At 67.7% G+C, this 13,349-nt stretch carries 11 protein-coding genes; 2 read left to right on the forward strand and 9 right to left on the reverse strand.

Going from position 1 to position 13,349, the window contains the following annotated elements; all coding sequences use genetic code 11:
* Positions 1-106 precede the first annotated feature (106 nt).
* Both gltX and gltA read left to right on the forward strand, forming a co-directional pair.
* Positions 107-1,528: a glutamate--tRNA ligase gene (gene gltX / locus HNQ73_RS03020; protein WP_183332066.1), complete on the forward strand. Its 1,422-nt coding sequence runs from the start codon at positions 107-109 to the stop codon at positions 1,526-1,528.
* A gap of 256 nt (positions 1,529-1,784) precedes the next feature.
* Complete coding sequence (gltA, locus tag HNQ73_RS03025) at positions 1,785-3,077, forward strand: citrate synthase (RefSeq protein WP_183332068.1); 1,293 nt, start codon at positions 1,785-1,787, stop codon at positions 3,075-3,077.
* A gap of 83 nt (positions 3,078-3,160) precedes the next feature.
* Here the strand turns inward: gltA and lpxB are convergent, their stop codons facing one another.
* From lpxB to HNQ73_RS03070, 9 genes are all read right to left on the reverse strand, one after another.
* Positions 3,161-4,321 carry a lipid-A-disaccharide synthase gene (gene lpxB, locus HNQ73_RS03030; protein WP_183332070.1) on the reverse strand — a complete coding sequence of 387 codons (1,161 nt, stop codon included), beginning with the start codon at positions 4,319-4,321 and terminating at the stop codon, positions 3,161-3,163.
* A complete protein-coding gene (locus HNQ73_RS03035; RefSeq protein WP_183332072.1) occupies positions 4,321-5,178 on the reverse strand; it encodes an LpxI family protein in 858 nt (285 codons plus the stop codon). Before HNQ73_RS03035 ends, lpxB begins: the two co-directional genes overlap by 1 nt.
* A gap of 2 nt (positions 5,179-5,180) precedes the next feature.
* Positions 5,181-5,981 (reverse strand): acyl-ACP--UDP-N-acetylglucosamine O-acyltransferase, encoded by an 801-nt coding sequence (lpxA, locus tag HNQ73_RS03040; protein WP_183332074.1) that lies wholly within the window; start codon positions 5,979-5,981, stop codon positions 5,181-5,183.
* A 3-nt stretch (positions 5,982-5,984) separates the two neighbouring features.
* Positions 5,985-6,449, reverse strand: a complete 465-nt coding sequence (gene fabZ / locus HNQ73_RS03045) for a 3-hydroxyacyl-ACP dehydratase FabZ (protein WP_183332076.1) — start codon at positions 6,447-6,449, stop codon at positions 5,985-5,987.
* Positions 6,450-6,501: 52 nt separating this feature from the next.
* Positions 6,502-7,554 carry a UDP-3-O-(3-hydroxymyristoyl)glucosamine N-acyltransferase gene (lpxD, locus tag HNQ73_RS03050; protein WP_183332078.1) on the reverse strand — a complete coding sequence of 351 codons (1,053 nt, stop codon included), beginning with the start codon at positions 7,552-7,554 and terminating at the stop codon, positions 6,502-6,504.
* A 61-nt stretch (positions 7,555-7,615) separates the two neighbouring features.
* Complete coding sequence (gene bamA, locus HNQ73_RS03055; RefSeq protein WP_183332080.1) at positions 7,616-9,952, reverse strand: outer membrane protein assembly factor BamA; 2,337 nt, start codon at positions 9,950-9,952, stop codon at positions 7,616-7,618.
* A 150-nt stretch (positions 9,953-10,102) separates the two neighbouring features.
* The gene (gene rseP, locus HNQ73_RS03060; protein WP_183332082.1) at positions 10,103-11,266 is read right to left on the reverse strand and encodes an RIP metalloprotease RseP; all 1,164 of its coding nucleotides are present in this window, start codon (positions 11,264-11,266) and stop codon (positions 10,103-10,105) included.
* 34 nt (positions 11,267-11,300) lie between these two features.
* Positions 11,301-12,461 (reverse strand): 1-deoxy-D-xylulose-5-phosphate reductoisomerase, encoded by a 1,161-nt coding sequence (gene dxr / locus HNQ73_RS03065; RefSeq protein WP_183332084.1) that lies wholly within the window; start codon positions 12,459-12,461, stop codon positions 11,301-11,303.
* An 11-nt stretch (positions 12,462-12,472) separates the two neighbouring features.
* Positions 12,473-13,348, reverse strand: a complete 876-nt coding sequence (locus HNQ73_RS03070) for a phosphatidate cytidylyltransferase (protein WP_183332087.1) — start codon at positions 13,346-13,348, stop codon at positions 12,473-12,475.
* Position 13,349 lies beyond the last annotated feature (1 nt).

The raw sequence follows: 13,349 nt of genomic DNA on the forward strand, positions 1-13,349 counted from the left end.
CCGCATTGAACCATCAAGTAGCCGGATTTTGCGAGCAGCAGAGGCGCGGTCCGCGGCACGCGCGCAACGATTCGTCACCGCCACTTTCCGAGAGTTCCGAACATCCATGTCAGGCACGGTCGTCACCCGCTTTGCGCCATCGCCCACTGGCTTCCTCCACATCGGCGGCGCCCGCACGGCCCTGTTCAACTGGCTCTTTGCCCGCCACCACGGCGGCAAGATGCTGCTGCGCATCGAGGATACCGACCGGGAACGCTCCACCGAGGCCGCCATCCAGGCGATCCTCGACGGTCTGACCTGGCTCGGCCTCCACTGGGACGGCGAGGTCGTGCATCAGTTCGCACGCGCCGAGCGCCACCGCGAGGTGGCGCAGGAGCTGCTGCGGCAGGGCAAGGCCTACTACTGCTATGCCACGCCCGAGGAGCTCGAGGAGATGCGCGAGCTCGCCCGCAAGGAAGGGCGCCCGATGCGCTATGACGGGCGCTGGCGTGACCGCGACCCCTCGGAGGCGCCTCCCGGCGTCAAGCCCGTGGTGCGGCTCAAGGCGCCGCAGACCGGCGAGACAGTGGTCGACGACCAGGTCCAGGGCCGCGTGACGTGGCAGAACAAGGACCTCGACGACCTGGTGCTGCTGCGCTCGGACGGCACGCCGACCTACATGCTTGCCGTCGTCGTCGACGACCACGACATGGGCGTCACCCACATCATCCGCGGAGACGACCATCTGACGAACGCGGCACGCCAGACCCAGATCTACCAGGCGCTCGGCTGGCCGGTGCCTGTCATGGCGCACATCCCCCTCATCCACGGGCCGGACGGCGCCAAACTGTCCAAGCGCCACGGGGCGCTCGGCATCGACGCCTACCGGTCTATGGGCTACCTGCCCGCCGCCCTGCGGAACTATCTCGTGCGCCTCGGCTGGAGCCACGGCGACCAGGAGATCTTCACCACCGAGGAGATGATCGCGGCCTTCAACCTCTCCAGCATCGGCCGCTCGCCTGCGCGTTTCGATTTCGCCAAGCTCGAGAACCTCAACGGCCACTACATGCGGCTTGCGTCCGACGAGGAGCTCGTTCAGGCGATCGAGGCCCTGCTGCCGGAGATTGGCCCGGCCCGCGGCCTCGGCACCTCGCTGGAGCCGGAGCTGCGCCGGAAACTCCTCGCCGCCATGCCCGGCCTCAAGGAGCGTGCCAAGACGCTGATCGAGCTCATCGACAGCGCCTCCTATCTCTACGCGTCGCGACCGCTGCAGCTCGACGACAAGGCACGGGCTATCCTCGACGACGCTGCCCGGCAGCGGCTCAGACCGGTGCTCAGCCGCCTCGAGGCGCTCAAGAGCTGGACGCCCGCCGAGACCGAAGCCGCCGTGCGCGCGGCGGCCGAGGAGGCCGGCATCAAGCTGGGCCTCATCGCCCAGCCCCTGCGCGCGGCCCTGACGGGACGCTCCACCTCGCCCGGCCTGTTCGACGTCATGGACGTGCTCGGCCGCGAGGAATGCCTGGCGCGCCTGCGTGACCAGGTTCGCTAAAGTTGCAGCGAGCAGTTGATGCGGCGCCGCAACCCTTTAACGCAGGGTTGCGGCGCCGGCATTGTCTCCGGCCAAGTCCCGCGTCCGCCGCTGCTTGAACGCATGCCGCGAATGCGATACGCAGGCCACGATCTTATCTCGATCGGATCGGAAACCGCGGGACGGCGGAACGGAAAGGCAAGCAAGCCAAAGGGGTCATGCCCCTGCCGATGAGCCGTTGTCCTGTGCGCTTTACCCGAAGAAAGGGGATACATCCATGAGCGCAGGAACGGGCACGTTCTCCATCGGCGGCAAGACGATCGAACTTGCCGTGCGAGAGGGAACGATGGGGCCGAGCGTGGTTGACATCGCGCCGCTCTATAAGAATGCCGGGATGTTCACTTACGATCCGGGGTTCACATCGACCGCAAGCTGCGAATCCAAGATCACGTACATCGATGGCGAGCAGGGCGTGCTGCTCTATCGTGGTTACCCGATCGAGCAGCTCGCGGAGCACGGCGACTTCTTAGAGACCTGCTACCTCCTCCTCTACGGTGAGCTGCCGACGGCGAGCCAGAAAGCCGACTTCGACTACCGCGTGACGCGCCACACGATGGTGCACGAGCAGATGACGCGGTTCTTCCAGGGCTTCCGCCGCGATGCCCATCCGATGGCGATCCTCGTCGCCTCCGTCGGCGCCCTCTCCGCCTTCTATCACGACTCCACTGACATCTCCGATCCGCAGCAGCGCATGATCGCCTCCATGCGCATGATCGCGAAGGTGCCGACGCTGGCCGCAATGGCGTACAAGTACTCCATCGGCCAGCCGTTCATGTACCCGCGGAACGACCTCGACTACACGTCGAACTTCCTGCACATGTGCTTCGCCGTGCCGTGCGAGGAGTACAAGCCGAACCCGGTGCTGGCGAGGGCGATGGACCGCATCTTCATCCTGCATGCGGACCACGAGCAGAACGCCTCCACGTCGACGGTGCGCCTCGCCGGTTCCTCCGGCGCCAACCCCTTCGCCTGCATCGCCGCGGGCGTTGCCTGCCTGTGGGGCCCGGCACACGGCGGCGCCAACGAGGCGGCGCTCAAGATGCTGGAAGAGATCGGCACGCCCGAGCGTATCCCCCAGTTCATCGCCCGGGCGAAGGACAAGAACGATCCCTTCCGTCTCATGGGCTTCGGCCACCGGGTCTACAAGAACTATGACCCGCGGGCGAAGATCATGCAGCGCACCACGCACGAGGTGCTCAATGAGCTCGGCATCAAGGACGACCCGCTGCTCGAGGTCGCCATGGAGCTCGAGCGCATCGCCCTCAGCGACGAGTACTTCATCGAGAAGAAGCTGTACCCGAACATCGACTTCTACTCCGGCATCACGCTGAAGGCGATGGGCTTCCCCACCTCCATGTTCACGGTGCTGTTCGCACTGGCGCGCACCGTCGGCTGGATCGCCCAGTGGAAGGAAATGATCGAGGATCCGTCCCAGAAGATCGGCCGTCCGCGCCAGCTCTACACGGGTTCGCCGCGTCGCGACTACGTTCCGATCGCCCAGCGCTCCTGAGCGGATCGACCAAACGAAAGGGCCCCTCGCGGGGCCCTTTTCTATGCACTGCCGCGCCTGAATCCCGGCCGCCAGGCGGCCAGTCAGCGGCCCGCCACGGAAAGCACGATGCGCGCGGCACGCTCGCTCGGTTCCTCGTCGCCGATGCGCATCGCCTCGTCGAGGCGCGCAAGTGCGGCAAGCTGGGCCCGCCTCTCCGGCCCCTCCTCAATCAATGGTGCCAGCGTGGCGGCGAGCTTGTCGGGCGTGCAGTCCCACTGCAGGCGCTCGGGAATGGCATTCTCGCCGAGGATGAGGTTGGCGAGCGTGATGGTGGACACGGTGAGGAAGTGGCGCACCTGCGACTCGAGCCACCCCACCTTGTAGGCCACCACCATGGGGACGCCGGACAGCGCAAGCTCGAGCGTGACAGTGCCCGAAGCGGCGAGCGCCGCATGGGCGCTGCGGAAAGCCGCGAACTTTGCCTCGCCGCCGTGAAGGATCTGCGGTTTCACCGGCCAGGTGGCGACCGCGGCCTCGACCTCCGCTGCCAGATGTGGCACGGCCGGCAGCAGCCAGCGCAGGGGCCGCCGGCTCGCCGCCTCGACGAGCGGAAGCGTCTCCCGAAAGACCGGCAGCAGACGGGACACTTCCGATCGGCGGCTGCCCGGCAGCACGAGGACGGTGGCCGGTCCTCCCCCTGCAAGCGGCGGACGCTCGCCATGCGCGGGGCGCAGCTCGCCCAGGCGCTCAATGAGCGGATGGCCGACATAGGTGCAGGCCGGGCCGCCGAGGCGCTGGTGCGCCGCCGGCTCGAAGGGGAGCAGCGCCAGCACGTGATCGACATAGCCGCGCATCCTGCGCGCGCGGCCGGGACGCCAGGCCCAGACGCTGGGGCTGACATAGTCCACCACCGGCAGGTCCGGCAGGCGCCGGCGCACCCGCTTGGCCACTGCATGGGTGAAATCGGGGCTGTCGATGATGACAAGAATGTCCGGCTTCGCCGCCACGACGGCATCGACCGTGCGATGCACCCGGTCGATGATGGTGGGCAGGCGGCCGATGACAGCGGTGAAGCCCATTACGGCGATATCGTCGAGCGGGAAGAGGCTCGTCAGCCCCTCCGCCTGCATCGCATGACCGCCGACGCCGGAAAAGCGGACATCCGGACACTGGGCCCGCAGCGAGCGCATGAGCTTGAAGCCGAGCTGGTCGCCCGACTCTTCCCCGGCGACGATGAAGACGTGCAATCCGCCCTCCAGCATCAGGTCTCGCCCCCCTCCGGCCGCCGCTCGATGCCAAGCAGAAAGAGGCCGCGCCGGTCGGCCTCGGCGATGGTGGCGGATGTGTCGACGATCAGCGTCGTGCCGGCACCCACGGCGATTCCTGCGAGGCCGGCCCGCGCCGCGCAGACGACGGTGCGCGGGCCGATGGTCGGCAGGTCGACGCGCAGGTCCTGGCCGACCTTGGCCATCTTGACCAGGACGCCCCCGTGGATGGCGCGCAGGCGCGAGCTGCGCCGCAGGCGCCGGGCGCGAGCCAACATTGCGTCGGTGCCCTCCGGCCCCTCGACGGCCACCACACGGCGCGCGGCGACGACCACCGCCTGTCCCACGTCGAAGGGTGACAGCGCCTCGAGCACCCCCTGCCCGACCGCCGCCGCAGCGTGGTCCTGCTCGTCGGGCGCGATGGCGCCGAGAATGCCGGCGCCGGCCAGCAGCTCCGGCGCCAGCCGGTGGATGCCGCCCACCACGAGGCCGCGCTCCTCAAGAAGGCGGATGACGCCGGCGAGCAGCCCGTCATCCCCTGCCCCGAGAATGGCGGCGATCTCCTCCCGGTTCCTAAAGGCCGCCAGTGCCCCGGCGAAGGCCGAGGGCTTGGGCCGATGCACGGTGCCGACGAGCACCACCTCGGCCGGCGCCCAGGCTTCCAGCGTGGCGAAGATGCGCTTGTAGTCGAGGATATCGATGACCGCGTCGGCCTGGCGCGCCAGTGTCCACTCGGCGAAGCCGCGCAGGGCAAGGACGCGGACGGCACGCCCGCGGCGCAGCAGCGCGGCACGCAGCAGCCCCGGCAGGGCCCCGCCGCCGGCGAGCAGGGCGACCGGCGCGCCGTCAGCCACAGTCAGCTCTCGTCGGCAGCCCGCGGGGTGCAGATGGAGCGCTTGCCGCCCTCGCGGATGAAGTCGAGAATCTCCGTCACGACGGCGTGGTCACGGAATTCCGCCGCCACATCTTCCACGCGCTCGCGCAGGCTGCCCTCGTCCGCAAAGAGCAGGCGGTAGGCACGCCGGACGGTGTGGATGTCCTCGCGCGAGAAGCCGCGGCGCTGCATGCCGATGATGTTGAGGCCCGAGAGGCGGGCGCGGTTGCCCATCGCCATGCCGTAGGGGATGAGGTCGTTCTCGAGCCCCGACATGCCGCCGACGAAGGCATGCGAGCCGACGCGCGCGAACTGGATAACCGCCGCCCCGCCGCCGAGGATGACGTAGTTGCCCACGGTCACGTGGCCTGCGAGCATCACGTTGTTCGACAGGATGACGTTGTTGCCCAAGTGGCAGTCGTGCCCGACGTGGGAATTGGCGAGGAAGGCGCAGCGGTCGCCGATGACCGTCTTCATGCCGCCCCCCTCGGTGCCGGGGTTGAGCGTCACGCCTTCGCGGATGATGCAATCGGCGCCGATCTCCAGCGTCGAGGGTTCGCCCCGGTACTTCAGATCCTGCGGCTGGTGGCCGACGGAGGCGAAGGGGAAGATCCGCGTGCGCGGCCCGATTGTGGTGCGGCCCACGACCACGGCATGGCTGATGAGCTCGCAGCCGTCGCCCAGCGACACGTCCGCGCCGACATGGCAGTAGGGACCGATGCGAACGTCCTCGCCGAGGCGTGCACCATCCTCGACAATGGCCGTCGGATGAATCTGGGGCATAACCTACTCTACGACCAGCATGGCGCTGACTTCCGCCTCGCAGACGAGCGCGCCGTTGACCTTCGCCTCACCACGATACCACCACATGTTGCGGCGGTTGGCGAGCTTGGTCATGTGGTACTCCACCGTGTCGCCCGGCACGACAGGCTTGCGGAACTTGGCCTTGTCGATGGTCATGAAATAGACCTCCTTCGGCCGCGCCTTCTGGGCGAGCTTGGAGGCCACGCACATTGCGCCCGCGGTCTGGGCCATGCCCTCGATCATGAACACACCGGGGAACAAGGGGCGGCTGGGGAAGTGCCCCATGAACTGCGGCTCATTGTAGGTGACGTTCTTGATGCCGATGCAGCTCTCGTCACCCTTGATCTCGATGATGCGGTCGATGAGCAGGAAGGGATAACGGTGCGGCAGATAGCTCAGGATCTGCACGATATCGGCAGCCTCAAGGCCCGTGGTCGCATCGTTCATTGTTTCGTTGTCTCCCCGCACAACGCAGACGCCGGGCGCCCGCTGTGCTTCCTTATCTTTCGCCGGCGTCGCCCCGCCGTGCCGCCAGATCCTTCAACGTCATCAGTTCGCGCAGCCAGGCACGCATGGGCTTGGCGGGCGAGCCACCCCATTTCACTCCCGGGGGCACGTCGGTTGCGACATTGCTCGAGGCCGCGATCTGCGCACCCATGCCGATGCGGACGTGCCCGACCACACCGACCTGGCCCCCGAGGACGACAAAGTCCTCCAACGTCGCGCTGCCGGCAATACCGACCTGCGAGACGATGACGCAATGGCGACCGATGACGACGTTATGACCAATCTGCACCAGGTTGTCGATCTTGGTGCCCTCGCCGATCACGGTGTCGCGGCTGGCGCCACGATCGACCGTCGTGTTGGCGCCGATCTCCACGTCGTCCTGGATGATCACACGGCCGATCTGGGGCACCTTGTAATGTCCCTCGGCCCCCATGGCAAAACCGAAGCCGTCCTGCCCGATCTTGGCGCCGGCATGCAGGATGACGCGGTTGCCGATGAGCGCGTGCTGCACCACGACCCCGGGGCCGATGGAGCAGTTGCGGCCTATGCGCACGCCGGGGCCGACGACGGCATTCGACGAAATGACCGTACCAGAGCCGATCTCGGCTCCGGGGCCGATGCTCGCGCCTGGATCGACGATGACGCCCGTCTCGAGCCGCGCCTGGGGATGGACATAGGCACCGGGCGAGACGCCGTCGGCGCCGAACTGCGAGCCCGGCCGCGCTGCCGCCGGATACATCAGCGTGAGCACCTTGGCGAAGGCGCGGTACGGCTCCGGCACTACCAGTGCGACGCAGCCCGCCGGCACGCGCGCGGCAAAACGCCTGGAGACAAGACAGGCGCTCGCCCGCGTGGCGCTGAGCGCGTCGGCGTAGCGCGGGTTGTCCATGTAGGCGAGATCACCCTCTCCCGCGCTCTCGAGCGGCGAGATGCCGGTGATCTCCATCTGCGGGTCGGCACTCGCAGGCAGCTCCGCACCCGTGAGAGACGCCACCTCGGCGAGCGTCGGGCGCGCGGCCTGAACGAAGAATACCGGATCCGACATCGCCAGAAATATCTTTCGCCTGAAACAGAAGCGGCCCTTGCGGGCCGCCTCGAGGTGAGCATCAGAAGCTCGTGCCGCCCGAGAAACGGAAGGCCTGGGTCTGGTCTCCCGTCGCCTTCGACAGGACGAAGGCATAGTCGAAGCGCAGCGGTCCAAGCGGCGACTGCCAGAGCAGGCTCACGCCGACCGAGGAACGGATCTTCTTGTCATCCTTGACGTTGAGACACTCCGGCTGCTGAGGATTGACCGGATCAGCATTGAGCGCCGGGCAATAGATCGAGCCATCGCCGTTGAGGTCGAAGAACTTCTTGCCCTCGTAGCCGAAAAGCGTGCCGGCGTCGGCGAAGACGGCGCCGCGCAGGCCAAACTCGCGCGGCAGGCCGAAGATCGGGAACTGCACTTCGAGCGTGCCACCGAAGTAGGTCGTGCCGCCGAGCGCGTTGGCGCGGTAGTCGCCCGTCATGTCGCGCGGGCCGATGCCGGACGGGGCGAAGCCGCGCACCAGCGACGGGCCGAGGAAGAAGTTGTCGACGATGCGCAGGTCCTTGCCGCCGAAGGCGCGGATGTGGCCACCCTGCACCTTGACCATGCCGACCACGTCGTCAAACAGCTCGTGGTAGTAGCGCGCCTCGGCCGTGGCGCGGATGAAGCGCGAGTCGCCGCCGAGGCCGGCGATCTCCGGCTTCACCTCGGCGTAGAAGCCCGACCGCGGATCGCGGATGTTGTCGAGCGTGTTGTAGGACAGGGTGGCGCCGACCAGCGACGTCCAGGTCGTGCCGACAGCTTCCTTGATCGCGATGGAAGCCTCGCCGTTCCACGTGCACTGCGGGTACATGGCGGTGCCGTTCGAGTTGAGCGGCGTCAGGCCCGGCAGCGGGATGGAGCAGTCGTTGTAGGGCTTCGAGTAGGTGTTCGGGATCTTGAGCTCGGACTGGTACAGCGAATACCGCAGCGTCAGCGTCACCTCTTCGGTGATCGGCAGGCCGAGGCGGAGCTGGCCGCCCGTCACGCGGTTCTCGTAGCGCGAGTAGTTGGTGTTGTCGGTGTATTTCGAGAACAGGTCGACACCGAAGGCCATGCGCTGGCCAAGGAAGTACGGCTCGGTGAACGAGAACTCGACGCCCTGCGCGCGCTGGCCCCAGGCACCGGCGAGACGGACATACTGGCCGCGGCCAAGGAAGTTCGACTCGGAGACAGCGACCTCGCCGATGAAGCCGTCGGAGGTCGAGTAGCCGCCCGAGATCGAGAACTGGCCGGTGGACTGATCCTCGACATCCACGTTCACAACGACGCGGTCAGGCGTGGAGCCGGGCTCGTTGGTGACGCGGACGGTCTTGAAGTAGCCGAGGTTGTTGAGGCGGCGCACAGCGCGGTCGATGAGCACCTGGTTGTAGGCGTCCCCCTCGCCGATGTCGAACTCGCGGCGAATGACATAGTCGCGCGAGCGGGTGTTGCCGCGCACGTTGATGCGCTCGATGTAGACCCGCGGCCCCTCCTCCACGACATAGTCGAGGGAGATGGTGCGCGTAGCCGGGTCGCGCGAGCCACGCGGGCGCACGGTGAGGAACGGGTAGCCACGCCGGCCGAGCTCGGCCGTCATGTTGGTGAGGGTCTTCTCGACAGCCTCGGCGTTGTAGACGTCACCAGCCGAGAGGCGCGTCATGCGCTGCAGCTCCTCGGCCCGCACCTCCGGCACCTGCGAATCGACTGTGACGTTGCCAACGCGATACTGCTCGCCCTCGTCCACCGTGATGGTGACGATGTAGCCCTCGCGCGCTTCGTCGAACACCGCATCGGCGGAGACGACACGGAAGTCGGCATAGCCGTTCTTCAGGTAGTAGCGACGGATCAGCTCGAGGTCGGCGGAGATGCGGTCGGGGTCGTAGACGTCCGTGTTCTTGAGGAACGACAGGAAGTTCATCTCCGTCGTCGTCATCAGGTTGCGCAGCTTCGACGACGAGAACGCCCTGTTGCCGACGAAGTTGATCTCCTTGACGCCGGTCTTGTCGCCCTCATCGATGGTGAAGACGACGTCGACCCTGTCGTTCGCCAGGGGCACCATGCGGGCACTGACCTTGGCCAGGCTGCGGCCGCCGCGGCGATAGATCTCGCGGATGCGCTCGATATCGTTGTCGACGGTCGACTGGCTGTAGGGCGTGCGCGCCTGCGTCTGCAGCTCGGGGCCGAGCTGCTCGGACTTCAGCTTCTTGTTGCCCTGGAAGACCACGCGGTTGATGAGCGGCGCGCTGACGCTGGCCGTCTGGCCGCCGGAGCGCGTGCTGCGCGCCGACTGGGCAGTGGCGACCTGTGCGCTCGCAACGATGGCCACACTGGCAAGGAGCACGCCTGTCAGGCGACGCGCCACTCTGGCCCGGCGGTTCTTCACATTCCGCGTCATCAGGTGCCTACCCTCTTTATTCTTTCCCGAACGAACCGTCTGTCGATTGCCCGGAGTATGGGTCGAAGACGCTTCTACAGAGTTTATGTCGGTCTGCAAACGGGCCGAAGGCGCCATCCGCGCATTTTTCAGGCAAGCGTTGCTGGCTGGTCACGTCGCTCCGAGACCGAAAACAGCGCCCAGATGCTGCAGATCGTTCCACGTCACGAAGAGCATGAGCATGAGCACCAAGGCAAGCCCAATTCTGAAGCCGATCTCCTGTGCCTGCTCACTGAGGGGGCGTCCGCGCACCGCCTCGATGGCGTAGAACAGGAGATGGCCGCCGTCGAGCATCGGCACCGGAACGAGATTTATCAAGCCAATAGAGACAGATAGGATCGCCGCCAGGTTGATGAGCCCGGCCAGTCCGCCCATGGAAGCGACCTCTCCGGAGACCTGCGCGATGCGTATCGGGCCGGAGAGCTGATCGGTCGATTCGCGGCCCGTGAGAAGCTTTCCGACATAATCGCCGGTCCGCTCCACGATGTACCAAGTATCTGTTAACCCTATCCTCAAAGAATCAACGAGACCGTATTCCTTGACGGTCCAGTCGCCGGGGTCACGGGACGCGCGCAGGCCCAGCAGACCGATGCGCTGCTTGCCGAACGGCGTCGTCATCTCGCGCAGGTCGGGAATCGCCGTCAGCGTGACTTCGCGGCCGTTGCGCTCGACGGTGATGGTCAGCTCCTCGCCCGGACGCGCGCTGATGACACGCTGCATGTCAGCGAAGCTTTCCATGGGCTGCCCGTTGATGGTCAGCACAAGGTCGCCGGGAAGGATGCCGGCGCGTTCGGCGGCGCTGCCCGCTTCCACCGTATCGACGCGCGGCAGGAGGATGGCCCGGCCGCCGAAGTAGACGCTCGCCGTGAAGATGGCGATGGCGAGCACGAAGTTAGCGATGGGACCGGCCGCGACGATTGCCGCCCGGGCGCCGACGCTCTTGTGGTAGAAGCTGCCGCGCCGCTCCTCCTCCGACATGGTCTCCAGGACCTCGCGGTCCGGCACGCTGGCGCTGTTGGCGTCGCCGGCGAAGCGGACATAGCCGCCAAGCGGGATGGCCGAGATGCGCCAGCGCGTGCCATGGCGATCCGTCCAGCCGACGAGCTCGCGCCCGAAGCCGATGGAAAAGGCCTGGACGGCGACTCCGCAGCGGCGGGCCACCCAGAAATGGCCGAGCTCGTGGAAGAAGACCACGATCGTCAGCACGAACAGGAAGGGGACGAGATAACTCAGCAATCCCCACGCCGCGCCGATCACCGTGCCCGCAATGTCCATCACCCACTCCTCGCCGGGCGCGATCTGCACCCGTTCAGTATGATTGCCTCAAATATGCACGGGTCCTTTCCCGTGCGGCCAGATCCACTGCCAACGCCTCGTCGATCTCGGCCGGCGCGGGCCCCCCGCCCTCATGCGTGCAGACCGCCTCGACGAGGCGCGCGATATCGCCGAACCTGATGCGTCCCGCAAGGAAGGCCTCCACCGCGACCTCGTTGGCCGCGTTGAGCACCGTCGGCGCGGCCCCGCCCTGCTCCAGGGCCTCGCGCGCAAGCCGCAGGGCCGGGAAGCGTGCCGTGTCGGGTTCGGCAAAAGTAAGGCACCCCATTGCGGCAAGATCGAGCCGCGGAACCGCCATGTCGAGACGCTCCGGCCAGGCGAGGCAATGGGCCACCGGCACGCGCATGTCCGGCATCGCGAGGCCGGCCGCGAGCGAACCATCCCGGAAATGCACGATGCCATGCACGATCGACTGCGGATGCACCACGGCCCGGAGCCGCGCAGCCGGAAGGCCGAAGAGATGGTGCGCCTCGATCAGCTCGAGGCCCTTGTTCATGAGCCCCGCGGAATCCACGGTGATCTTCGCGCCCATCGACCAGTTGGGATGCTTCAGCGCCTGCTCGGGCGTCGCCTCGGCTATCGCCTGTGCCGGCCAGTCGCGGAACGGCCCGCCCGAGGCCGTCAGCGTCATCGCCTCCACATCTTCGACGGTTGCGTTGCCGAGGGCCTGGAAGAGCGCGTTGTGCTCGGAATCGAGAGGCAGGACAGTTGCGCCGGCCCTTGCCGCGTCGCGCATGAATACGTGGCCGGCCGTGACGAGGCATTCCTTGTTGGCGAGGGCGATGCGGCGGCCGGCACGAAGCGCGCGGTGGGTGGGGCGCAGTCCAGCCGTGCCCGCGATGGCGGCCACGACGAGATCACACTCGCGGTCGACCGCCTCGAGCACTGCCGTCTCGCCCGCCGCGCTCGCGATGCCGCTGCCGGCCAGTGCCTCCGCCAGGGCCGGACCACCCTCACCGTCCGCCAGCACGGCGAGGCGCGCGCGCAGGCGCAGGGCCACCGCGGCGAGGGCCCGCGCATCGCGACCGCCAATGACAGCCTCGACCTCGAAGCGGTCGGGGTGAGCGGCAACGACATCGGCCACCGCCGATCCGACGGAGCCGCTTGCGCCGAGAATGGTGATGCGCGTCGCCATCGCCTGCCACCTCAAAGTGCCGACGCCCGGACGACGGCCCCCACGACAAGCCCCATACCGACGAGAAGGGCCACGGCCCAGAAGGCGTCGAGCCGGTCCATCACGCCGCCGTGACCCGGGATGATCTGGCCGGAGTCCTTCACCCCCGCCCGGCGCTTCAGCGCGGATTCGGCAAGATCGCCGAGCTGGCCGAGCGCGGAAGCAAGGGCCGACGCGATGCCGATCAGCCACAGTGGCACCTGCTGCGCAACGCCGTAGCCCTGGGCGACCGCGACGACGGTCATGCCGGCGAGGCAGCCCGCCGCGAGCCCGCCGAAGAAACCGGACCATGTCTTCTTGGGGCTCACGCTCGGCCACAATTTTGGCCCGCCGAGGGTGCGCCCTGAGAAATAGGCGGCGATGTCCGTCATCCAGACGACGGCGAACATCCACAGGATGACGACGAGGCCGACGTCGGGCAGCGCCCGCGCCGCGACCGGCACGAGCCCGATGACGGCCGCATAGAGCAGCCCCGCGAGAGCCCACAGGCGCGAGGTGCGATTGCGCCCGAGGGCGGCGAGGCCCGCGGCACCCACCGCAAGCGCGGTCAGGGCCGACGGCAGGTTGCCGCTCACCGACAGGATGATGGCAGCCACGGCCACTGCCGCGGCGCCGCCGAGCGCCAGGGCAGGCTCGTCACGCGCCGGCGACAGAGCCACCCATTCGCGGCAGACGAGCGCGCCCGCGAGGGCCCAGAGCAGGTCGAAGGCAAGGCCGCCCCACCAGGCGGTGCCAAGCGCCAGGACGACGAGGGCGATGCCGGACAGCGTGCGCCGCCCGAGCTCGGAGGAGAGGAAGGATGCGATCGTGCGGGGCGTAGCCGGCGGCGGCGGCTCGGGCGAGGCCATG

It is taken from the genome of Chelatococcus composti (assembly GCF_014201415.1).
Lineage (GTDB): Bacteria > Pseudomonadota > Alphaproteobacteria > Rhizobiales > Beijerinckiaceae > Chelatococcus_A > Chelatococcus_A composti.